The sequence below is a fragment of the Sphingobium amiense genome, from assembly GCF_003967075.1.
GTDB classification, from domain to species: Bacteria; Pseudomonadota; Alphaproteobacteria; order Sphingomonadales; family Sphingomonadaceae; genus Sphingobium; species Sphingobium amiense.
The window spans coordinates 1,099,675-1,120,074 of sequence record NZ_AP018664.1 but is presented as its reverse complement, the minus strand read 5'-3'; the positions used below and the strand labels follow the sequence as shown (position 1 = coordinate 1,120,074).

Here is a 20,400-nt window from a genome sequence, read left to right as displayed (position 1 = left end):
AGGAAAGTCCCGTCCGTATGGAAGCGTGTCTCTATAGCCGCGCTTTATCATGCCATTAATGATGCTTCCGCCGCCGCGCCATGGGCTGTGCATGAAAAAACCGTCATAGAGGGCGGATTGTTACCAGCCAGATGTCGGGCGGCGCGAGCATCCGGAACGGCACGCCGCTGGTGCCGACGCCGCCGGAGACGATCAGCGTCTTGCCGCCTTCGCGATAGATGCCGCAGGCGTAGCGCGTCCCATATTTCGACGGCACGTAGGTGACGCCCCAGAAGGGGAAGGCGATCTGTCCGCAATGGGTGTGCCCCACCAGCGTCAGCAGCGGCCGGTCGGGCAGCGGCGGAAAAATATCCGGCCCATGCGCCAGCACGACCGGCGCGCCGCCGACCTTCTCCATCGCCGCCATCGTCGCGTCGATGTCGGGCCACCTTGTATAGGGGTCTTTGAGGCCGCCAATCGCCAGAGGCCCGCGTCGCACCGCGCCGTTCTGAAGCAGGGTGATGCCGAGCGACGCGAATTTCTCCGTCCATTCGCTGTCGCTGAAGGGCCAGCGATTCTTGCGGCTTTTGGCGTCATGATTGCCGAGCACGGCCACCACGCCCAGCGGCGCGCGCAGCTTTGCGAACGGTTCGATGCTGGCGAACGCGCCATAAGTGGCTGCGCCCTTCCCATCGCCCATATAATCGCCGCCCAGCAGGATGAGGTCGGGTTTGAGCGCGTTGATCTGCGCCACAATGCGCGCCATCCGCTCCGGGCTGTTGTCCGGGCCGGACATGTGCGTGTCGGTCATCAGCGCAACGGTCACGGGCCTGCGCGGCGCGCCCTCCGGGAAGGGCAGCGCGACTTCGGCGCGGCGCACCATCGGCATCGCCCTCGCATTGAAGATCAGCCAGCCGAGGAATGCCGGGATCGCGAGCAGCAGACATAGCAGCCCCGTCAGCCAGGGATGACGGCGAAGGAAGCTCATGCTTTCGCGGCGGCCTTTTTCGCTTTCATCGTCTCGCGGAACCGCGCGGCCCAGCCGGGCTTTTCCACCTGCTCCGGCCGCACGAGGCAGAGCGCGTCCGCCTCGACCGGCTTGGTCACCACGCTGCCCGCCGCCACAATCGCGCCTGCGCCGATACTCGCCGGAGCGACCAGCGCGCTGTTCGAGCCGATGAAGGCGCCCGCGCCGATTTCCGTGCGATATTTGAGGAAGCCGTCATAATTGCAGGTGATCGTGCCCGCACCGATATTCGCGCCAGCGCCCACATGCGCGTCGCCGATGTAGGAAAGGTGATTGGCCTTCGCCCCTTCCTCCAGTCGGGATTTCTTCACTTCGACGAAATTGCCGACCTTGGCCTTGCGGCCGATCTCCGCGCCGGGACGCAGCCGGGCGTATGGACCGATCTCCGCGCCGCTCTCGATCCTTGCGCCTTCCAGATGGGAGAAGGCGTGGATCGTCACATCGTCGGAAACAGTGACGCCGGGACCGAACACCACGTTCGGCTCCACTACGACGTCGCGGCCCAGCACGGTATCGTGGCTGAAAAACACGGTGTCCGGCGCGATCAGCGTCACGCCCTCGCGCATCGCGTCGAGCCTGCGACGCGCCTGCCACATCGCCTCCACCCCGGCCAGTTCGATGCGGCTGTTGACGCCCGCGACTTCCCACGCCTCGGTCTCGATCACCGCGCTCTGGCCGCCGGGCAGCATCACGATATCGGGGAGATAATATTCACCCGCCGCATTGTCGTTGCCGATGCGGTCGAGCAGCACGAACAGGTCGGTCGAGCGCACCGCCATCAGGCCGCTGTTGCACAGGGTGACGGCGCGCTCGGCCTCGCTCGCGTCCTTATATTCCACCATCTTTTCGATGATGCCCTGCCCGTCCGCGACGACGCGGCCATAGGCGGCGGCATCGTCGGGGCGGAAGCCCAGCACCACTGCGCGCGGCTCGTCGCCCCGGCTCAGCCGATCCAGCATCGCGCGCATGGTTTCGGGACGCACCAGCGGCACGTCGCCGTAGAGGATCAGCACATCGCCCGCAAAGCCCGCCAGCGCATCATGCGCCTGCGCGACGGCATGCCCCGTGCCCAGTTGCCGGTCCTGCACCGCGATCACCGCGCCGGTGCCCGCGACCGCCCGCTCCACCTGATCGCGGCCTGCGCCGACGACCACCACCTGCCGCTCCGGCTCCAGCGTGCCGACGCTCGCCAGCAGGTGCAGCAGCATCGGGCGGCCCGCCACGGGATGCAGCACCTTGTGAAGGCCCGACTTCATCCGCGTGCCCTGCCCCGCGGCAAGGATGATGACGGCAAGCGGGCGGTGGGCGGTCACGACGATACCTCGGGATGGTCAGAACTGCGCGCTCTGTGCCATGTTTGCCTTGCCATTGCCACCGGGATCGCGGCATGGGCAGCCCATGGCCAGCATCCCTTTCGACATCGTGGGCTTCGACCTTGACGGCACGCTCATCGACACCAGCGGCGACCTCGCCGCCGCCGTAAACCACGCCATCGGCACGGTGGGACGCGCGCCCTTTCCTGTCGCCGACATCCGCCCTTTCGTCGGCAAAGGCGCGAAAGTGATGCTAGAGCGTGCGCTCGACGCTTCGGGCGGTTATGACGCAGCGCTGCTGGAGATGCTGCTGCCGATCCTGCTCGATTATTATCAGCAGAATCTGGCGCTCCATTCGGTCCCCTATCCGGGTCTTGTCGAGGCGCTCGACGCGCTCGACGCGCGGGGCGTGCGGCTGGCGATCTGCACCAACAAGGCGGAGCGCTTTACCATACCGCTGATGCACCAGCTCGGGCTGTCGGATCGCTTCGCCAGCATCGTAGGCGGTGACACGGTGGGTGTCGCCAAGCCCGACCCCGCGCCGATCCACGCCATGATCGAACGCGCCGGCGGGGGGCGCACGGTGTTTCTGGGCGACACGATCAACGACATCGCCGGAGCGAAAAATGCGGGCATCGCGAATATCGCCGTCAGCTTCGGCTTCCTCGACGGGCCGGTCGAAAATCTGGAGGCCGACGCGGTGATCCACCATTTCGATGAGCTGATGCCGATGCTGGAGCGCTGGCCGTCATGACGGTGCGGCTTGAGCGGGACGGCGCGGTCGCCCGCCTGCTGATCGACCGGCCGCAGCGGCGCAACGCCATGAATCAGGCGATGTGGCAGCAACTGCCGCTGCTGGTCGAGGAGGCCATGGCGGACGATGGCGTGCGCGTCCTCATCCTCGCTTCCGCGACGCCCGGCCTGTTCTGTGCGGGGGCGGACATAGACGAGTTCGCCGCCTGCTCCGGCGACGAAGAATGGCGCATCGCCAATCAGGCCGCGATCCGCGCCAGCCAATATGCGCTCGCCCACGCAGAAAAGCCCGTGATCGCCGCCATCGACGGCGACTGCGTGGGAGGCGGGTGCGGGCTTGCCATCGCCTGTGACCTGCGGATCGCTGCGCCCGCCGCGCGGCTGGGCATTACCCCGGCAAAGCTCGGCATCGTCTATTCGCTGTTCGACACAAAGCTGCTGGTCGATCTGGTCGGCCCGGCGCGCGCCAAGCGCATCCTGTTTACCGGCACGCTCCATGACGCCGATCAGGCGCTCGCCATCGGCCTTGTCGACGAGATCGCGCCCGATCCGCTCGCCGCCGCCGACACGCTCGCCCGCACCATCGCCGCCAATGCGCAGCACAGCGTCCGTGCGTCCAAGGCCATCGTCCGGCGCATCCTCGACGGGCAGGCGGATGACGACGCGACGACGCTGGCCCTGTTTCGCGACGCCTTCACCCTGCCCGACTTTGCCGAGGGCGTGGCGGCCTTCCGCGAAAAGCGGCGGCCGGACTTCTAGCCGCCCTTCCGCGCCTTCGCCTTGCGGGCGAAGATGTTGAGCACCTCGACCAGCGTAGAAAAGGCCATCGCCGCGTAGATATATCCCTTGGGCACATGCACGCCGAAGCCGTCGGCGATCAGCACCGCGCCGATCATCAGCAGGAAGCCGAGGGCCAGCATCACCACGGTCGGATTGCGCGCGATGAAGTTCGCCAGTGGATCGGCGGCGATCATCATGACCGTCACCGCTACGATGACGGCGATCACCATCACCGCCAGATTGTCCGTCATGCCGACCGCCGTCAGGATCGAATCGAGCGAGAAGATCATGTCGAGCAGGATGATCTGCACGATTGCGCTGCCGAAGCTCATGGTTACGACGCTCTTGCTGTCCAGCACATCGTCGCCGCCCGCGGGATCGACATTATGATGGATTTCCTTCGTCGCCTTCCAGATGAGGAACAGCCCGCCCGCGATCAGAATGAGGTCGCGCCACGACAGCGCAGTCTCGAAGGTCGGTGCGCCATGCTGGTCCAGCGGTCCGCTGATACCGAGGTCGATCACCGTCTGTGTCAGACCCACGAGCCATGCGATCATCGACAGCAGCACCAGCCGCATGCCGAGCGCGAGGCCAATACCGATCCGCCGCGCCCTGGGCCGCTGCGCTTCGGGCAGCTTGTTCGTCAGGATCGAGATGAAAACGAGATTGTCGATGCCCAGCACCACTTCCATCACCACCAGCGCAATGAGCGCGGCGATGGCCGTGGGATCGGTGAAGGCGGCGATAAGGCTGTCCATGAAAGTCCCCGCATGAGGCCGAAATATCGGCACGCTATCGAAACGGAATCTTTGCCCACCGGTTCCCGCAGACATAATTTGTCACAGGACATCGCCATCATGGCACGAAATGGCGCGGCTTGCGCTGGACTAGCCGCGGCGGCTCCCCTAGCGAAGTCGCCAAAGCCTCATCCCGAACCCGCTTGCGAAAGGCCCGTCATGTCCCGCACCACCCTGACCCGTTTCCTGATCGAACAGCAGCGGCAGGCCAATGCGCTGCCCGGCGAACTGCGCCTGCTGATCGAAACGGTCGCGCGCGCCTGCAAGACGATCAGCCATGCGGTGAGCAAGGGCGCGCTCGGCGAAGTGCTCGGCAGCCTCGACAGCGAGAATGTGCAGGGCGAGGTGCAGAAGAAGCTGGACGTGATCGCCAACGAACTGCTGCTCGATGCGAACGAATGGGGCGGGCATCTCGCCGCGATGGCGTCGGAGGAGATGGAGACCATCTATCCCATCCCCAACCGCTACCCCAAGGGCGAATATCTGATGCTGTTCGATCCCATCGACGGATCGAGCAATATCGACGTGGACCTTTCCGTCGGCACCATCTTCTCGGTGCTGAAAGCGCCGGAAGCCTGCGCGGGCCGCGACGTGACGGAAGAGGATTTCCTTCAGGACGGGCGGCAGCAGGTCGCGGCGGGCTATGCCATTTACGGGCCGCAGACGCTGCTGGTGCTGAGCGTCGGCACGGGGGTCTATGAATTCACGCTGGACCGGGAAGTCGGAAGCTGGGTCATGACCGATCCGGACATGAAGATGCCGCAGGGCAAATGCGAATTCGCGATCAACATGTCGAACCGCCGCCAGTGGTCGCCCGCCGTCACCCGCTATATCGACGAGCGCGTGCTCGGGGCGCAGGGACCGTGCGGCAAGGATTATAACATGCGCTGGACCGCCTCCATGGTCGCGGACGTGCACCGTATCCTGAAGCGCGGCGGCGTCTTCATGTATCCCTACGACCACCGCAATCCGGGCAAGGCCAAGCTGCGCCTGATGTATGAGGCCAACCCCATGGCCTATCTGATCGAGCAGGCAGGCGGCGCCGCAACCGACGGCTTCATTTCGATCATGGACGTAGAGCCGAAGGGGCTGCACCAGCGGGTCGGCGTGGTGCTGGGCGACAAGGCGGAGGTCGAGGCGATCGTCGGCTATGCCCGCGAAACGGAACCTCTGGCCGGTTGAAACAAAAATGGGGGAGAGCGCCTTTGCGGCGCTCCATCCCCCAGCCATGTCGCGCCTGCCGGTTCGACCGGCGGCTCCTCTCCAGAAACTGTTTTAATGGCGCGCCATCGGCCCGACTTTCCTAGACCAGAGCGATGACAAAAAAAAGGCTGATCCGAAGACCAGCCTGAAAGTTTTTAGGAGAGGATGCCTGAAAGGCACACCTCTTTTGCGGGGATCGGCGATCTTTCGCAAATGCGAAGGGCGAAAGGACGATTGCGTTACGTGCAATCGTCATAAGCGGACCGGTCGCGCGATCAATCAAATGTCAGGGCTTTGGCGCTAGGGCGGGCCGATGCACGGCCCTGCCCGCCCCGATCCCCTGTCCGCGATTCGCTATCGCCGCGATGTCGACGGCCTGCGTTCGGTCGCGATTCTGCCGGTGCTCCTGTTTCACGCCCATGTTCCGGGCTTTTCGGGCGGCTATGTCGGCGTCGACATATTTTTCGTGATTTCAGGCTTTCTGATTACCGGCATCATCGCACGGGAAATCGACGCAGGCCGCTTTTCGATCCTGCGATTCTACGAGCGGCGCTTCCGGCGCATCGTCCCGGCGCTGAGCACGATGATCCTCGCCGTGCTCGCCGCAAGCGCGTGGCTCTACTTCCCCGGCGATCTGGAGGGTGTGCCCCGCTCCGCGCTGGCGGCCAGCGCCTTTGCGTCGAACCTCTGGTTCTTCACCGACACCGGCTATTTCGCCGGGGGCGCGGACGTGAAGCCGCTGCTTCACACCTGGTCGCTGGCGGTCGAAGAGCAATATTATATCGGCTTCCCCATCCTGCTGATGCTGCTGGCACGCTTCGCTCCGCGCGGTCGGGTAGCGGTCGTCGGCGGAATAGCCCTGATTTCACTGACGCTGGCGATCCTGATGCAGCGGGACACGAGCGGCTTCACCTTCTATCTGCTCCCCACCCGCGCGTGGGAGCTGTTCGCGGGCGCGCTGCTCGCGCTGGGAGCCATTCCGGCGGTGCGCGTGCGGTGGCTGCGGGAAGCGATCGCATGGGGCGGACTGGCCGCCGTCGCCTTCGCGGTCTTTTGCTATGATCGCACCACGATCTTTCCCGGCATCACCGCGCTGCCCCCGGTGCTCGGGGCCGCCGCCATGCTCTACGCGGCGCCCGGAACCAGCGTCGGCCGGTTGCTGTCGATGCGGCTGCTGGTCGGGATCGGCCTGATCTCCTATTCCCTCTATCTGTGGCACTGGCCGCTGATCGTCTTCACCGAATACGTCACCGACCTGCCCCTGTCAGGCGGGACGCGCACGAGCGTGACCGCCGCGTCCTTCGTCGCGGCCATCCTGTCGTGGCGCTTCGTCGAGCGCCCGTTCCGTGACCCTGCGCGCTTTTCGGCCAAAGCCATCTTCTCCTTCACGGCAGCGGCCACCCTGCTGATCGCCGCCGCCTCGCTGGCGCTGATGGCGCAGGGCGGGTGGCCATCGCGTTTCAGGCCCGAGGCGCTCCGGCTTCTCGCCGCCCGGCACGATGTCAGCCCGGCGAGGGGCCAGTGCCACGACAACAGCCTGCGCGGCGAGCGGCCCTGCATTCTGGGCGCGCGGGCACGCCCAGACACGATGCTCTGGGGCGACAGCCATGGCGTCGAGCTTTCCTACGCCCTGTCGGAAAAACTGCGCCGCGAGGGGCGCGCGCTGGTCGAGCGCACGACCTCCAGTTGTCCGCCTGTGATCGGCTATGACGCCACCGATCCGCGCTGCGCCGCCGCCAACCGCGCCGCCCTCGATGCGATCCGCGCCGACCGGGGCATCCGCCACGTGTATCTCGCCGCTTTCTGGGCCAACGGCCGCTTCGACGACCCCGCCTTCGTCGCAAAGCTGGACCGCACCATCGTAGCGATCAGGAGCGAGGGGCGCAGCGTGACGCTGATCGGAGCCGTTCCGCCCCAGCCCTTCGACGTGCCGCGTCGTCTGGCGCATCTGGCGGCTCAGGGCCGTTTGTCGGAAGCGCTTGGCGTCGAGCGGTCGGACGTTATCGCCCGGACGATCCACCTGCGTGGCGCCGTCTCCCGCTGGCGCGCGCGCGGCGTCCATTTGATCGACGCGACGGCGATCCTCTGCCCGCGCGAACGCTGCGACCTGCTCGAAGCGGGCCGCCCGCTCTATTTCGATTCCCATCATCTCAGCATGACCGGCGCGCGCCGGGTGATCGCCGCCGACCGCTAGGCTCTTAGGCTCTACTCCGCCGCCAGCGCATAACCCGCGCGCGGCAGTTCGACCGACAGCGCTTCGGCGATTTCCGCCACCAGCGCCTGCGTGCGCGCGAGGCCGACATCGGGCCGGTCGAGCGCCGGATCGAGATAGAGCGCGCGGTCGATCTCCAACTGGATCGCGTGCAGCCCGTGATCGGGCCTGCCGTGCCGCTCGATGATGTGATCGCCCGCATAGGGGTGGTTCTGCCCGACCGACAGACCCCGGCTTCCGGCGACCTCCGCCGCTAGCGCCAGCAGGCGGTTGGATGCGCTCCGCCCGAACCGGTCGCCCAGCACCACGCTGACTACGTCCTTGGCCGCCGCGCGCGGCAGCGGCGGCATGGAATGAAGGTCGATCAGGATCGCGTGGCCATGCGCTCGCCGGGCATTCGCCATCAGGCGGGCCAGCATCGCGTGATAGGGCCGGTGGAACAGGTCGATCCGCCGCTGCGCCTCGCTCCAGTCCATCGGCCGCTGCCACAGTTCGGACGCACCCGGCATGCGGCGGGGGAAGAGGCCCAGCCCGCCGCGCAGCTTGGCGCTGCTTTGCAGGGCCGCGCCATGCGGCAGGTCGGCGATCATCCCCGAATCGATTTCCCGCTCATGCCGGTTGAGGTCGATCATCGCGCGGGGCGCTTTCGCCACGATGGCGGTAAAGCCCCGGTCCAGCAGCGGATGGATCAGCAGGTCGGCCCAGCGGTCTTCGAGCCGGCGCAGGATGGACGGCTTCACCCGCGCCCTGGCGATCAGATCGTCGGGATAATCGCGTCCCGCATGGGGCACGGACAGGATCAGGGGCCGGTCGGGATCGACCGATCCATGAAGATCGAAACAGGGGTCGCTCAGCGTCGGTGCCGGCGGCGCGCGAAGATCCAACGTCGCTCCTTTCCCGCAGGCCATCAAAAGCGCCCTGGTGGGTGGATAAAATTTACCCCTTGTCGCATAATATGGTGCGTCGCGCCATCCAAGGGGGGATGGAATCGCGCCGGACATGATGACGGGAATGTGGGGGCGATGGTTCGCATCTTATTGGCGGAAGACGATGACAGCATGCGGACCTACCTTGCCCGCGCGCTCGAACGGTCGGGATATGACGTGGTTGCGGTCGCCAGCGGCGTCGAGGCGATGCCCTATCTCGCTCCGCACCAGTTCGACCTGCTGCTGACCGACATCGTCATGCCGGAAATGGACGGGATCGAACTGGCCCAGCATGCGGCCCAGATCGCGCCCGACATGCGAATCATGTTCATCACCGGATTTGCCGCCGTGACGCTGAAGGCCGGTAAGGCGGTGCCGCAGGCCAAGGTGCTGTCCAAGCCGTTTCACCTGCGCGATCTGGTGCTGGAAGTGGAACGCATGTTCGGCAGCGAGACCGTGTCAGGCCTGAGCTAACCGGTCAGTCAGGCACGACTTCCTGCATGTCGGGCGTCGGGTCGAGCGGCAGGCCCGCCATGGCGGCGTTGAAGCGATCCCGGTCCAGCCCCTTCTCCCACGCCGACACCACCACAGTCGCGACCGCATTGCCGATGAAGTTGGTAAGGCTGCGGCATTCGCTCATGAAGCGGTCGACGCCAAGAATCAGAGTCATGCCCGCCACCGGCACCGACGGCACGATCGACAGCGTGGCCGCCAGCGTGATGAAGCCCGCGCCCGTCACGCCCGCCGCGCCCTTGGAAGAAACCATCGCGACCAGCAGCAGCAGGATCTGCTCCTCCAGGCTGATATGCACATTGCACGCCTGCGCGATGAACAGCGCCGCCAGCGTCATATAGATATTGGTGCCGTCAAGGTTGAAGCTGTATCCCGTCGGCACCACCAGCCCGACGACCGACTTGCGGCATCCGGCGCGCTCCATCTTCTCGATCAGGCTGGGCAGCGCCGCTTCAGACGAGGAGGTGCCCAGCACCAGCAGCAGTTCAGCCTTGAGGTATCGGATGAGGTGCAGGATGTTGAACCCCACCGCCCATCCGACCGCGCCCAGCACGACCAGCACGAACAGAAGGGAGGTAAGGTAGAAGGTCGCGACCAGACCCGCGAGGTTGGCGAGCGTGCCCACCCCATATTCGCCGATGGTGAAGGCCATCGCGCCGAACGCCCCCAGCGGCGCGGCTTTCATCAGCAGCGACACCAGCTTGAACACGGCATGGCTGGCCGATTCCAGCACGGTCATCAGCGGGGCGGCTTTCTCCCCGATCATCGTCAGCGCAACACCGAAGAGGATGGCGACGAACAGCACCTGAAGGATGTTGCCATCCGCCACAGCCGACACCATCGTCGCTGGAATGATGCTCATCAGGAAGCCGGTGAGCGTGCGCTCATGCGCCTGATGGGCATAATCGGCGACCTTGCCCGCGTCGAGACTGGCGGGGTCGATGTTCAGCCCGGCGCCCGGCTGGACCACATTGGCGACGATCAGGCCGACGATCAGCGCCAGCGTCGAGAAGGTCAGGAAATAGCCGAATGCCTTGGCGGCCACACGCCCGATTGCGCCTAGTTCCTTCATTCCCGCGATGCCGGTGACGATGGTAAGGAAGATGACCGGCGCGATGATCATCTTCACCAGCTTGATGAAGGCTTCGCCCAGAGGCTTGAGCTGCACGCCCGCGTCGGGGAAGAAATGGCCGATCGCCACGCCCAGCGCGATCGCCGCGAGCACCTGAAAATAGAGCTGCCTGTAAAAGGGCAGACGCGGCCCAGGCTCCACGGTCGAAGATGGCGATGGCAGCATGATGTCCCGGCGTCCCCTGTTTGCGCCGCAGCATATGACCGCCCCCCGCTCTGTCCAGAAGAATATCGGCGGCGCGCAATTTCCCGCTTGCACCCCCTCCCTCCCCCGGCTATTGGCCCCCTCCACAGTGGGCGTGTAGCTCAGTGGTAGAGCACTGTGTTGACATCGCAGGGGTCGCAAGTTCAATCCTTGCCACGCCCACCATCAAAAACCCCGTAAAACCAATGGTTTTGCGGGGTTTTTGTTTGCCTGGAACTGGCCGTGAAGCAGGCCCGTGCCCACCAGTTTTTGGGCAAATTCTGGGCAAATCCGGGTCTCTTTTGGCAAATTCTGGGCATGCAAATGCCGGGCGATGGGAGCGAATTCTCGAGTCGCACACGCTGCCGAAACAACTTCAGGCAAACGGGAATTATAGCCCTTCGCCGATGCCAAACAGGGCAGCTTTGCAGCAGCAGCCGACGCAGAGCCTGCCGAGCATTCTTACTCGCAACCCATACGCTGGCGCGAAGCGAAACGCCTTCGGCTTAAGTCAGGCTCGGGCACCGCCGCGCCTTCACGGAGCGAAACTCTGGGTAGCACAACGCACCAGCCCTTCCTGAAACAGCACGCGCCCTCATCATGCAGGCAAAGAAATCCGCTGGGTTCAGGCGTGCGATCAAAGGCAAAGGAAAATAAAATGCTCACCATCCGCACCCGTGGGAAGAACGGCGTCTATTACATCCGAGGCACCGTCACGCTTGGCGACAAGCATATCGAGGTCAAGGAGTTCAGTTCAGGAACGAGCGACCGCGACGCCGCGGCGCACCTAATGGCAGAACATGAGACGAAGCTGCGACACCGGCTGATGTTCGGGCCTGCCGCCATCGTAGCGCAAGGCAGAATAGCCGACGCGTTTGAAAGTTATCTGACAAAAGCGAGACCACCCTGCGCATCGGACGTCCTGCGCATCGGCAAGCTCAACGGCCTGATCGGAGACTTCAGCCTGCGCGAGCCCAAACAAGCCTGGGAGCATTTTCGCCGCGCCTACCTGACCGGCCATGATCCGGCGGGTCAGGACCGCTACCGCGCCGTGTTTCAGGCGGCGATCAACGTCCATCACGACCTGCATGACCTTCCGCCCCTGCGGATCAAGGCCATTCCGTTCAACAATGAACGTGTGCGCTTTCTCAGCAAGGAAGATCGCGACCGGTTGATGGCGGCCTATGCGCCGCACATACAGCCGATCATCACCATGCTTGCCTTCCACGGCCCGCGCATCCAGACGGCGCTGCAAATCCCTTGGGGCGTCGACGGCGTGGATATGCACGAAGGGTCGATCCGGCTCAACCACAGCAAGAATGCCATCATCCGGTCCGTGCCGATGCATCCTCGCGTCATGGACGTGCTACGTCCGATCTGGGAGAAGCGGGGACAGCCAACGAAGGGGCATGTCTTCCTCAACCGGTTCGGCCAACCCTATCAGGATACGCGTCAGGCCAAGATCCCTGGCGGCAATCCGATAAAGAATCAGCACGCCACCGCCTGCCAGCGCGCGGGAGTAGAGGATTTCACCGTTCATGACTGGCGTCACCACTGGGCCTCGCATTGCGTGATGGCGGGGATAGATCTCATCACCATCATGAACATGGGCGGCTGGAAATCGCTGCGCATGGTCCAGCGCTATTCAAGCGTCAGTGTGGATCATATGCGCGAGTCCATTAACAAGCTAAGCTGAAGCGGATCACGTAAGTTTCGTCCAAGGCAAATTGACGGAATTCGTGGTTCCGGATTCTCAACTCAGGGAAAGCAGGCCAATCGACAAGGGCAGAGCGCTAACCAGTGCGCTGCATGTGCGGCACGCTCGTATCTCGCACTCGCGGCACTGGCCGCCCCTCCAAGGAACCCGCGTCCCCTGTTGCCGCCGAGCAGGGCGTCGATTGCGCGTTGGCTGGGCGGCAAGAGGCCTTGGTGATTGCAAGCGCATGGTCCGCCGCCGTCTCCGAGAGCAGGCGCTCGTTGACGAAGCGATCGAGCCATTCGTCGGCACCCGCCACCACTGCGGCGAGCGTCAGACGCTCGACTGTCCGGAGTGCGGCGGCATAGCTTTCCTCTTGATGATGGAGGCGCTGGCCGTCGGCGTTGGCGACGGCCATAGAATAGCTCTGGAAGGTCATCGACCGGCCAGCGTTCCGAACCCGGCGTCCAACGTTTCTGTAATCGAATTTCTATCATGGCCCCGATATTTAATTATTTTCCCATATCGGTAATCAATTTCGCATGTCTGGCGCTTCAGTCATCGCTCGCTGAACCGTTTGCTCCATCGCGGCAATCTCGGCCTCGGTCAATTCGTCGAACTGGCTGCGCTTGCTGTTGGACAGCTTTCCGCCGTTCTGAAGCAGCAGGCGGATCAGCAATGCGGCGCGACGGTCCTGCATATCGACGATTACGCGAACCCCTGCCATTGCGCGGTCGAAGACCGCCAGGAACCCCAGTTCTTCGCGCAGATCCGTGCGAACGGTATCAACTAAGGTTTCCCCATGCGCCCGCACGACCCTTATATGTATGATAATGTCCTTTATCACACATTCTCGGAGATTCATTGGAGGCGTTTAAGCGGCTCCGAGATCCACCGCGAAAGAGGGAGCCCCATGACCGACGACGAGCTACCCTATTACAACCCCGCCGAGCGTGCCCAAGCCGAGGCTCTGCGCGACCAAGCCCGCACGGGCGGTCTGCGCTTCGAGGCGTATCTACCCCCGGCGCTGGCCGACTGGATGCTTGAGCGCATAAAGCGCGGCATATTTGCCGATCCTTCCGAAGCGGTATTCGCGATCGTGCGAACCTTTCGTGAACTGGAGCCGCACCGCGACCTTCGCGACGAGCTGCTAGGCCGGATGCTGGACGCATCGGCGGCCGAACTGGAATCGGCCCGCCCAGCCGACGAGGCGTTCGCCGAGCTGCGCCGCGAGCTTGGCAGTCCGCGCCCTGCCACGGCGCGGTGGGAGAAGGCGGCGGGATGAACCAGCTCGCGCCTATACGCGCGCCGACGACGACTTCCTGGCCTGGTGTGCGGCAGCGACCGGCATCACGACCTATCTGAAGAATGGCGGCACCCTGGAGACGGCCGCGACCATGGCGAACCATAGCTCGACCCGCACCACCCAGCTCTACGATCGCCAACTCAACGATGTGACGCTGGACGAGGTGAAGTGGGTGCTGATTTAGCCGACGCCGTCAGACGGCGGCCGACTTGAAATTGTCGATTTCGACCGAGCGGCCGGCGAAGGTTGCAGTAATGTGCAACTCGCCGCCCATCGCCGCGATCAGCTCGCGCAGTGTGCTGACCTTCATGTCGGGCCGGCGCACGAGCTTGGAGATGGCGGGCTGCTGCACGTCCATGACGTTCGCAAGCTCCTCCTGGCTAATGCCCAGCCCTTCGCGCAACTGCTCGAGGCTGACCAGCTCAGCCATCATTTCGGCCTTACGCGCTGCGTTCTCCGCGAGACGTTCGGCGCTCCAGCCCTTCTTGAGATCGGAAAACGGGCGATGTCCGCTCATTTTATCAATCCTTCCTCTTTCAATTCCTGCACATATACGTCGTAAAGGTCGTCCGCGACCGGGATCATCCGTTCATAGAAACGGTCGTCCCCTGTCTTGTCGCCTCCGATCAACAGGATCGCCGACCGCCGCGGATCGAAGGCGTAGAAAACCCGCAGCGGTTTGCCTCCGCTCTGGATTCGCAGTTCGCGCATGTGCGAGTGCCGCGAATTGTTGATCCCCGACGAATGGGGAAAGCGCAGCTTCGGCCCTTGCGCGATCAGCAGATCGACCGTGAAGTCGATCGCGTCCTGATCGGCAGGGGGCAGATCGCCGAACCATTCCCCGAACTCATCGGTGTTCTCAACGTCCCAGCTCATCGGCAGTTGTATTCCACGTAAGGAATATAGGCGCAAACCGTTTCCAGATCAATAAGGCTTGGGCGCGGCCTTTCAGGCACGGCTCTATTTTCGCCTGACGGCTTCGACCGAGCCACCGTGCCGGCCGCGTGACGATCCTTGCGCATGGGCCAGGACGATGCCCTGCCCCGATCGTGCCGACGGCACCGGCGAGATCCTTTGCTCTGTCGAGGAAAGGATGGCGCTGCCCCCTCTCCCCCACTGCTCCGCACGAACTCGGGAACGATGGCGAGAAGCCATCGCCGTCCACACATGGACCGCCAATGTTGTTGTGCGCAAAAGATTGCAGGCAGACTCCAGTTGATTGCAAATGCGTTCATCTCGACAGGGCTGTCACCACGCCAGACATGCTTAGCGGACTGATCGTTTCAGCCGGACTTAGGCCCATTCCTGCGCTTGGCGAATACTCGATCACCTTCAAGAAAGGCCTCCAGCATCGCCGGTATCAACTCCGTGATGGGCTCCTCCCTTCCGTAAGTCTGGCTGTACAACGCCGCATATTCGACAATTGCCTGATGGAGGTGCGGGAGAATCGAAATTGTGCACTTCACCGGCGTTCGATCAGGAATGCGCGGCAGTTTCAGATCAGCCATATTCGACTCCTATTCTTTCCAGGGAGGAAGGACGAGATCGCGATGAACAAGCAATCGCACCGGCGTTCCCGGACGGATGATGATCGTCGGCTGCACCTGAAGATTGCGCGAGGTGAGCTGATCGCCCGCCCGGGACACATTCTGCTGGGCCGCCTCGCGGACAGCCCGCACCAGATCGCTCTCACCGGAAATGGAGAGATTGGCGCCAACACCCAGCAAGGTCGATATCGCCACCCCCTGCAGCAATCGCAAACCATGATAGTCGACCTTGTCCACTAGCCCCGCATAGCCGGATGCGTCGGTCGCCGGTGCATTGTCCAGCCGGATCGAACTGCCGTCGGGCATGATAATGCGCTGCCAGATGACCAAGGCGCGGTTCTGCCCATAGCTGATGGCACTATCATAGCGGCCGATCAGCCGCGCTCCCTGCGGAATGAGCAAGGTATGGCCGCTCGGACTGTCGTAAACATGTTCCGAGACCTGAGCGGTCACAAGGCCGGGGAGGTCCGATCGCAGACCAGTGATCAAACTTGCCGCAATCACGCTCCCAGCTGACAATATGTTCGATGACATGGGCGGCTCCAGCCTATGCGAATTGATGTCGCTTTCCCCCTGGGACGACATCATGAAACGCTGCTTCCTCTCCTGCCCGTTTGGATCGAGATCCTTATCGGGGGCCGCCCCCTCCGGCACGTTTGCCGTCGGCGCAACCTGCGTCGCCGACGCCATTTCGGCGCTGGCTGCTGTTTCACGCTTTTGCGCGGCAATCGCGACCAGTGAAGACTCTCGGGCCGCTTGCAGATCGGCCGCGGCTTTCTCGCGGGCGGCCGCCGCTGCTCGGGCATCAGCGTCATCCGGTCGAGCGCCAATCAGGTCATGCCCTTCCTGTTGCCGCTTCAGGATCGGGCGTCCCAGGTCGCCGGGCAGCGGCGGTCCCAACTGGGGCACCGCATCATAGCTTTTGGGCAATCCCGCCAACTGATCCGCTGGCAGGCGGGAAGCATCGGCCTCATTCGCCGGCATGCTGATAGTCACGGGCCGATGCGGCGCCAGCGCCCACCACAACGTGGCCGCGATGGAAACGGAGAAGAGGGCAACACCGCCCACCAGAATATTGCGCCTGAATCTCAACGCTCTCACGGGCTGAGCCCGCATTTGCAGCGTTGCCGGATTTTCCTTTGACCGGACTGCTTTCGATAAAGGGGGAACGGTGGTGTTTCCCGGCAGTTCGCCACTCTGTGGGCTTTCGGCCTGCGTCTCCGATCCGTTCATGATGCCCTCCGCCGACGAGTCGTGGCCGTCCGTGTGATCCTCACGACCTGCTGCTTCCCGGCGCCAAAACGCAGCTCAGCCTGGTCAAAGATCCGGTCGACGATATAGAAGCGATCCCTGAGCCGATAATTGACGAGCTGTGCCTCCCCCTTGCCAGCGACCAGAAATAGCGGCGGCGCATCGCCAACGGCAATCGTCACCGGAAACTCGATGTAAGTCTGCCGACCATCATCAAAAGCACGGAGCGGGCGCCACGCCGGGGCATCGCCCGAAATTGCATAATTGAAATGCAGCTGCTCGACCTGAATTCCGGCCGCGATAGGTTCGGCGGCACGGGCCGCGTCATTTGCGCGCCGCAGAGCCAGCAAGGCATCTTCGGGATAGCTCCACGAAATACCCGTGAGCGCAGTCCGTCCGGTGCTGATCAACGCGAGATGGTAGGCACGGCGATTGGTGGTGATGAGCAAATTGGTGGACAGGCCCGTCAGACTGGGCTTGACCAATATATGAGTCCGTTTGGTCGCTCCATTGCCGCTAGAGGTATCGCCTATGACCCAGCGAACGGTATCGCCGCTCGCGACGGAGACGAGCGTTTCCCCCTGCTCAAGCGCGATGTCCGTTATGCGTTCGGGCGCGGTGATCAGCTTGTAGATCGTCCCAGCCGAATAAGGATAGACCTGCACTGCATTCAGGAACGCATCGGCTTTGGGCGCCAGCGTGGCATTACGATTGGCGAGCTCGACATTTGCCGGGCCACGATCATGCGCGCGCGCAGGCATATTGCTCCCATCGGCGATGGCGGGCGATGCAATCATGGTCAGCATGACAATCGACGTGGATGATATACGGGTCATGGCTGCGTCTCCATCATGTTCGCCGATTGAGTGGAAATGGCTGTTGCCACCGCTGTCCGGGATCGGGCCGGTCGCGCCTGAGAGGCGTCATCCTCGATCTCCCGGCTCCAGTCGATCGCATCGACATAGACGCCGAGCGGATTGCGGCGGAGGTCATCGGCGGTTCGTGGAACCTTGGTGACGGTGGTCAATATTGCCGTCCAACGCGACGAGCCCGCCTGGCTTCCCCGCTCATATTCTGTTTCGGTCCATTTCACCTGAAAGGATCTGTGCGACGCGCGCAGGACGCTCGTCACCTGCACCGACGCCGTCTGTTCACCGATCCGGGCGAAGGGTTGCCGCGCCCGCGCATATTCCCCCAGGAAAATGGCGCCCCGTTCGCTGGCAAAATCATAAGCCTGCAACCAGTTCCGGCGCATCAGCACAGGATCGAGCGACACGCCGCGTACATTCTCTATGAAGCGCGCCAGCTGATAGGCGATTTGCGGATCGGTCGGCTGATAATCCGCCTCGGCCTGCGACACCGCCCTCGCCTCACCCAGTCGATCCACCTCTACAACATAGGGCACAACGCGGCTTTGCAGCGATTGCCAGACCAGGCCCGATGCCATTGCGCTCGACAAGGCCAACGTACCGAAAGCCATCAATCGCCAGTTCCGCGCCTGCACGCGCGCGCTTCCGATCCGCTCGTCCCAGAGCTGGCCCGCTCGCTGGTACGGCGTTTCGGGCGCGGGAGTCTGGCCATAACGCTGGACTGCTCGTCGAAAGATCATCTCAGTCGTCCTTTTCATGAATATCGGGGGTGACCGATGCGCCGCCGCGATCACCTTCCTTCAATGTCTGCGCGGCAAGGTGACGGTGATCGCGCCCGTCCTGCCGACGTTGCATCGCTTGCGCCCAGTCCGGTACATCGCCCTGCTTTGCTCCGGCTGATTTTGCACTGCCCGTGCCCAGCGCCGACCAGGCCGCCTCCCGTCCACGCTCGGCGGCGTCGGCGATACCCAGGCTGCTTACAGCCTTGTTGCGGACAGCATGTCCGGCTGCCGTGGCGACACCACTCAGGCCGGCAGCCATGCCCGACGAGCCGGAAGTCTCCTGGCCTAGCTTGTAGGCTGCCTGCGCCGCCGTCCCCATCATGGTGCCGGCCCGGATCGCGGATAGTGCGCCACCGGCAAGCGCTCGGCCGCCACCGATCGCGGCGGCACCGCCCAGAACCGTGACCCCGGCGGCACCAGCCACGCTGCCAACGGCGGCGCCCGCTCCCAATTGCGGCGCTCCGGCGGCAAGGCCCGACGCCATGGCAGGCGCAAAGATGCCAAGGCCGAAAAGGGCCAGCGCCGCCAGCACCAGGCTCATGGCGGCGCCGATGTCGGGTTCCTGCCCCTTGAGGGCATCTACCATCTGCGAAAAGAAGCTGGAGCCGATCCCGACAATCACGCCCAGCACCATGACCTTGATGCCGGAACTCACGACATGACCCAGCACGCGTTCAGCGAGGAAGCTCGTGCGGTTCCAGAGCGCGAAGGGAACGAGAATGAAACCCGCCAGCGACACGAGCTTGAACTCGATCACGGTGACGAACATCTGCACGGCAAGGATGAAGAAGGCCAGAATGACGATCACCCAGGCGAACAGCAAAATGGCGATCGTCAGAAAATTGTCGAAAAAGCTGGTGAACCCCATCAGATCGGACGCCTGATCGAGCAGCGGCCACGCCGCCTCGAAACCGGCTCCGGCCAACCTTCCGGGCTTCAGCAGATCCTCCGCCGAGATGCTGCCCCCACCCGCCGTCAGCCCGGCCGCGGCAAAGGAACGGAAGATGATTTCGGAAAGAGAGGAGAAGCTGTTGATGATGAAGGCAAAGGCGCCAACGAAGAGGATTTTCTTCAGGAACCGCCCGATCACATCATGCTCGCCGCCCATCGCCCAGAAAAGCCCTGCGAGGGTCATGTCGATGCCGATCAGCGTGGCCGTCAAGAACCGCACATCACCGCCGAGCAGGCCGAAGCCGCTGTCGATATAAGCGATGAAGGCCGCGAGAAATTGGTCGATGACATTGAGATCATTCATGAGACAGGGTCCTCATGGACTTTGGTGTCGCGGAGCCCCGCTGCGAGAGGGGCCATTGATGAGCGAGGCTCCGCGACGAGGCAGCGTCCGGCCGTGGGGGAGCGGCGGGACCGGCGCTGCCTCATCTCAATTCCGGTTATAGGCGGTGCCGGACCCAAGAAAGTGCCTGGTCGCCGCCCGCGCATCGGCTTCCGCCTGGATCCGGCGCGCCTCTTCGACCGCCTGCGCGCGGAAATGCGCGGCCATCATATTCTGGATCTGAAGCTGCTGCTTGGTGGCCAATGCCAGCAACTGGTTGGTCGCCTGGGCCGCCTGCAATGCGCCCTCGGCGCCCTGGCTTTTCCCTACAAGCGTTTCGATGGCGTCAGCGTCCTGGGCGACGTTGCCCACCACCTGCGACTGGATGCGCATGGACTGTTGATACGCATCCTTGGCAGCGTTGAAACGTTCCCGCGCCGCTGCCAGGCGTTCGTCGCTGCGCATCGCAGCGTCGTAATTGTCGGGAAACAACCGCTTGAACTGGCTGTCGAGCGTGTCGATCCGAAAGTCGATGCCCTGGGCGGCCGCCATCAACTGATCGACGGCGCGCAATTTATTCGTCAGCTCGGTGAGTTCGGGAAAGCTGATGCGGCTCAGATTCTTCGCCATGTTGGTCAGCATCGACGCTTCATTCTGGAGCGACTGGATCTGCTGGTTGATCTGCTGGAGCGTTCGGGCAGCGGTCAGCAGGTTCTGCGCATAATTGGCGCTGTCGAATACGGGCATGGCATAAGCGGGCCGGCTCTGGAGGAGCAGACCACCGCCGATCGCACCGGCGCCGCCCAATGCGAGGACAGAAGCCACCAGATATTTGCGGAGCGGAATGCGCGCTTTCAT

General features: G+C 63.7%; 22 protein-coding genes, 1 tRNA gene and 1 pseudogene. 9 read left to right on the top strand and 15 right to left on the bottom strand.

The window, feature by feature from the left end:
* Nucleotides 1-103: 103 nt before the first annotated feature.
* Nucleotides 104-967 (bottom strand): metallophosphoesterase, encoded by an 864-nt coding sequence (locus tag SAMIE_RS05280; protein ID WP_066699703.1) that lies wholly within the window; start codon nucleotides 965-967, stop codon nucleotides 104-106.
* Nucleotides 964-2,262 carry a bifunctional UDP-N-acetylglucosamine diphosphorylase/glucosamine-1-phosphate N-acetyltransferase GlmU gene (glmU, locus tag SAMIE_RS05275; protein WP_232037450.1) on the bottom strand — a complete coding sequence of 433 codons (1,299 nt, stop codon included), beginning with the start codon at nucleotides 2,260-2,262 and terminating at the stop codon, nucleotides 964-966. The genes SAMIE_RS05280 and glmU overlap by 4 nt, the downstream gene beginning before the upstream one ends.
* 142 nt (nucleotides 2,263-2,404) lie before the next feature.
* Between glmU and SAMIE_RS05270 the strand changes: the two genes are divergently transcribed.
* Nucleotides 2,405-3,073 (top strand): HAD family hydrolase, encoded by a 669-nt coding sequence (locus tag SAMIE_RS05270; protein WP_174522212.1) that lies wholly within the window; start codon nucleotides 2,405-2,407, stop codon nucleotides 3,071-3,073.
* Nucleotides 3,070-3,831 carry an enoyl-CoA hydratase/isomerase family protein gene (locus SAMIE_RS05265; protein WP_066699706.1) on the top strand — a complete coding sequence of 254 codons (762 nt, stop codon included), beginning with the start codon at nucleotides 3,070-3,072 and terminating at the stop codon, nucleotides 3,829-3,831. The genes SAMIE_RS05270 and SAMIE_RS05265 overlap by 4 nt, the downstream gene beginning before the upstream one ends.
* On the opposite strand, the gene SAMIE_RS05260 is transcribed toward SAMIE_RS05265, so the two are convergent.
* Complete coding sequence (locus SAMIE_RS05260; protein ID WP_066699708.1) at nucleotides 3,828-4,610, bottom strand: TerC family protein; 783 nt, start codon at nucleotides 4,608-4,610, stop codon at nucleotides 3,828-3,830. The two genes, SAMIE_RS05265 and SAMIE_RS05260, sit on opposite strands and share 4 nt — an antisense overlap.
* A gap of 198 nt (nucleotides 4,611-4,808) precedes the next feature.
* Between SAMIE_RS05260 and SAMIE_RS05255 the strand changes: the two genes are divergently transcribed.
* Both SAMIE_RS05255 and SAMIE_RS05250 read left to right on the top strand, forming a co-directional pair.
* Nucleotides 4,809-5,831, top strand: coding sequence for a class 1 fructose-bisphosphatase (locus SAMIE_RS05255; RefSeq protein ID WP_066699709.1), 1,023 nt, complete (start codon nucleotides 4,809-4,811; stop codon nucleotides 5,829-5,831).
* Nucleotides 5,832-6,165: 334 nt separating this feature from the next.
* Nucleotides 6,166-8,046 (top strand): acyltransferase family protein, encoded by a 1,881-nt coding sequence (locus SAMIE_RS05250; protein WP_174522213.1) that lies wholly within the window; start codon nucleotides 6,166-6,168, stop codon nucleotides 8,044-8,046.
* Nucleotides 8,047-8,057: 11 nt separating this feature from the next.
* On the opposite strand, the gene SAMIE_RS05245 is transcribed toward SAMIE_RS05250, so the two are convergent.
* Nucleotides 8,058-8,948 (bottom strand): N-formylglutamate amidohydrolase, encoded by an 891-nt coding sequence (locus SAMIE_RS05245; protein WP_232037379.1) that lies wholly within the window; start codon nucleotides 8,946-8,948, stop codon nucleotides 8,058-8,060.
* A 138-nt stretch (nucleotides 8,949-9,086) separates the two neighbouring features.
* Between SAMIE_RS05245 and cpdR the strand changes: the two genes are divergently transcribed.
* Nucleotides 9,087-9,464, top strand: coding sequence for a cell cycle two-component system response regulator CpdR (cpdR, locus tag SAMIE_RS05240; protein WP_066699713.1), 378 nt, complete (start codon nucleotides 9,087-9,089; stop codon nucleotides 9,462-9,464).
* A gap of 4 nt (nucleotides 9,465-9,468) precedes the next feature.
* On the opposite strand, the gene SAMIE_RS05235 is transcribed toward cpdR, so the two are convergent.
* Nucleotides 9,469-10,800, bottom strand: a complete 1,332-nt coding sequence (locus SAMIE_RS05235; protein WP_066699715.1) for a dicarboxylate/amino acid:cation symporter — start codon at nucleotides 10,798-10,800, stop codon at nucleotides 9,469-9,471.
* A 129-nt stretch (nucleotides 10,801-10,929) separates the two neighbouring features.
* Between SAMIE_RS05235 and SAMIE_RS05230 the strand changes: the two genes are divergently transcribed.
* Together SAMIE_RS05230 and SAMIE_RS05225 are read left to right on the top strand one after the other, a co-directional pair.
* Nucleotides 10,930-11,004, top strand: a tRNA-Val gene (locus SAMIE_RS05230).
* A gap of 472 nt (nucleotides 11,005-11,476) precedes the next feature.
* Nucleotides 11,477-12,514, top strand: coding sequence for a tyrosine-type recombinase/integrase (locus tag SAMIE_RS05225; protein WP_066699716.1), 1,038 nt, complete (start codon nucleotides 11,477-11,479; stop codon nucleotides 12,512-12,514).
* 97 nt (nucleotides 12,515-12,611) lie between these two features.
* Here SAMIE_RS05225 and SAMIE_RS05220 read toward each other — a convergent pair whose 3' ends face one another.
* Together SAMIE_RS05220 and SAMIE_RS05215 are read right to left on the bottom strand one after the other, a co-directional pair.
* On the bottom strand, nucleotides 12,612-12,953 hold the full coding sequence (locus SAMIE_RS05220; protein WP_066699717.1) for a hypothetical protein: 342 nt from the start codon (nucleotides 12,951-12,953) through the stop codon (nucleotides 12,612-12,614).
* A 93-nt stretch (nucleotides 12,954-13,046) separates the two neighbouring features.
* On the bottom strand, nucleotides 13,047-13,379 hold the full coding sequence (locus SAMIE_RS05215) for a hypothetical protein (RefSeq protein ID WP_232037378.1): 333 nt from the start codon (nucleotides 13,377-13,379) through the stop codon (nucleotides 13,047-13,049).
* A gap of 48 nt (nucleotides 13,380-13,427) precedes the next feature.
* On the opposite strand from SAMIE_RS05215, the gene SAMIE_RS05210 reads away from it, so the two are divergent.
* The gene (locus tag SAMIE_RS05210) at nucleotides 13,428-13,799 is read left to right on the top strand and encodes a CopG family transcriptional regulator (protein ID WP_066699721.1); all 372 of its coding nucleotides are present in this window, start codon (nucleotides 13,428-13,430) and stop codon (nucleotides 13,797-13,799) included.
* A 55-nt stretch (nucleotides 13,800-13,854) separates the two neighbouring features.
* Nucleotides 13,855-14,004, top strand: a pseudogene (locus SAMIE_RS05205) (tyrosine-type recombinase/integrase); the annotation flags it as partial.
* Nucleotides 14,005-14,013: 9 nt separating this feature from the next.
* On the opposite strand, the gene SAMIE_RS05200 reads toward SAMIE_RS05205, so the two are convergent.
* The 8 genes from SAMIE_RS05200 to trbJ all read right to left on the bottom strand — a co-directional run bounded on the left by SAMIE_RS05200 (nucleotide 14,014) and on the right by trbJ (nucleotide 20,400).
* Complete coding sequence (locus SAMIE_RS05200) at nucleotides 14,014-14,337, bottom strand: helix-turn-helix domain-containing protein (RefSeq protein ID WP_066699724.1); 324 nt, start codon at nucleotides 14,335-14,337, stop codon at nucleotides 14,014-14,016.
* Entirely contained in the window at nucleotides 14,334-14,696 is a 363-nt protein-coding gene (locus SAMIE_RS05195) for a type II toxin-antitoxin system RelE/ParE family toxin (protein WP_066699726.1), read from the bottom strand. Before SAMIE_RS05195 ends, SAMIE_RS05200 begins: the two co-directional genes overlap by 4 nt.
* Before the next feature lie 407 nt (nucleotides 14,697-15,103).
* A complete protein-coding gene (locus tag SAMIE_RS05190) occupies nucleotides 15,104-15,328 on the bottom strand; it encodes a DUF2274 domain-containing protein (protein WP_066699728.1) in 225 nt (74 codons plus the stop codon).
* A gap of 9 nt (nucleotides 15,329-15,337) precedes the next feature.
* Complete coding sequence (locus tag SAMIE_RS05185; RefSeq protein ID WP_066699730.1) at nucleotides 15,338-16,600, bottom strand: TrbI/VirB10 family protein; 1,263 nt, start codon at nucleotides 16,598-16,600, stop codon at nucleotides 15,338-15,340.
* The gene (gene trbG / locus SAMIE_RS05180) at nucleotides 16,597-17,454 is read right to left on the bottom strand and encodes a P-type conjugative transfer protein TrbG (protein ID WP_066699732.1); all 858 of its coding nucleotides are present in this window, start codon (nucleotides 17,452-17,454) and stop codon (nucleotides 16,597-16,599) included. Before trbG ends, SAMIE_RS05185 begins: the two co-directional genes overlap by 4 nt.
* A complete protein-coding gene (gene trbF / locus SAMIE_RS05175; protein WP_066699734.1) occupies nucleotides 17,451-18,227 on the bottom strand; it encodes a conjugal transfer protein TrbF in 777 nt (258 codons plus the stop codon). The genes trbG and trbF overlap by 4 nt, the downstream gene beginning before the upstream one ends.
* A 1-nt stretch (nucleotide 18,228) precedes the next feature.
* Nucleotides 18,229-19,524, bottom strand: coding sequence for a P-type conjugative transfer protein TrbL (gene trbL, locus SAMIE_RS05170; RefSeq protein ID WP_066699736.1), 1,296 nt, complete (start codon nucleotides 19,522-19,524; stop codon nucleotides 18,229-18,231).
* Between the two features lie 126 nt (nucleotides 19,525-19,650).
* Nucleotides 19,651-20,400 (bottom strand): P-type conjugative transfer protein TrbJ, encoded by a 750-nt coding sequence (trbJ, locus tag SAMIE_RS05165; protein ID WP_066699738.1) that lies wholly within the window; start codon nucleotides 20,398-20,400, stop codon nucleotides 19,651-19,653.

Coding starts and splice junctions, on each gene's coding strand:
- SAMIE_RS05215 (WP_232037378.1), bottom strand. CDS start 13,379: ATGAATCTCCGAGAATGTGTGATAAAGGACATTATCATACATATAAGG.
- trbF (WP_066699734.1), bottom strand. CDS start 18,227: ATGATCTTTCGACGAGCAGTCCAGCGTTATGGCCAGACTCCCGCGCCC.
- SAMIE_RS05235 (WP_066699715.1), bottom strand. CDS start 10,800: ATGCTGCCATCGCCATCTTCGACCGTGGAGCCTGGGCCGCGTCTGCCC.
- trbG (WP_066699732.1), bottom strand. CDS start 17,454: ATGACCCGTATATCATCCACGTCGATTGTCATGCTGACCATGATTGCA.
- SAMIE_RS05280 (WP_066699703.1), bottom strand. CDS start 967: ATGAGCTTCCTTCGCCGTCATCCCTGGCTGACGGGGCTGCTATGTCTG.
- SAMIE_RS05270 (WP_174522212.1), top strand. CDS start 2,405: ATGGCCAGCATCCCTTTCGACATCGTGGGCTTCGACCTTGACGGCACG.
- SAMIE_RS05210 (WP_066699721.1), top strand. CDS start 13,428: ATGACCGACGACGAGCTACCCTATTACAACCCCGCCGAGCGTGCCCAA.
- trbJ (WP_066699738.1), bottom strand. CDS start 20,400: ATGAAAGCGCGCATTCCGCTCCGCAAATATCTGGTGGCTTCTGTCCTC.
- SAMIE_RS05225 (WP_066699716.1), top strand. CDS start 11,477: ATGCTCACCATCCGCACCCGTGGGAAGAACGGCGTCTATTACATCCGA.
- trbL (WP_066699736.1), bottom strand. CDS start 19,524: ATGAATGATCTCAATGTCATCGACCAATTTCTCGCGGCCTTCATCGCT.
- SAMIE_RS05255 (WP_066699709.1), top strand. CDS start 4,809: ATGTCCCGCACCACCCTGACCCGTTTCCTGATCGAACAGCAGCGGCAG.
- SAMIE_RS05220 (WP_066699717.1), bottom strand. CDS start 12,953: ATGACCTTCCAGAGCTATTCTATGGCCGTCGCCAACGCCGACGGCCAG.
- SAMIE_RS05200 (WP_066699724.1), bottom strand. CDS start 14,337: ATGAGCGGACATCGCCCGTTTTCCGATCTCAAGAAGGGCTGGAGCGCC.
- SAMIE_RS05185 (WP_066699730.1), bottom strand. CDS start 16,600: ATGAACGGATCGGAGACGCAGGCCGAAAGCCCACAGAGTGGCGAACTG.
- SAMIE_RS05260 (WP_066699708.1), bottom strand. CDS start 4,610: ATGGACAGCCTTATCGCCGCCTTCACCGATCCCACGGCCATCGCCGCG.
- SAMIE_RS05265 (WP_066699706.1), top strand. CDS start 3,070: ATGACGGTGCGGCTTGAGCGGGACGGCGCGGTCGCCCGCCTGCTGATC.
- SAMIE_RS05195 (WP_066699726.1), bottom strand. CDS start 14,696: ATGAGCTGGGACGTTGAGAACACCGATGAGTTCGGGGAATGGTTCGGC.
- glmU (WP_232037450.1), bottom strand. CDS start 2,262: ATGAAGTCGGGCCTTCACAAGGTGCTGCATCCCGTGGCGGGCCGCCCG.
- SAMIE_RS05190 (WP_066699728.1), bottom strand. CDS start 15,328: ATGGCTGATCTGAAACTGCCGCGCATTCCTGATCGAACGCCGGTGAAG.
- cpdR (WP_066699713.1), top strand. CDS start 9,087: ATGGTTCGCATCTTATTGGCGGAAGACGATGACAGCATGCGGACCTAC.
- SAMIE_RS05250 (WP_174522213.1), top strand. CDS start 6,166: ATGCACGGCCCTGCCCGCCCCGATCCCCTGTCCGCGATTCGCTATCGC.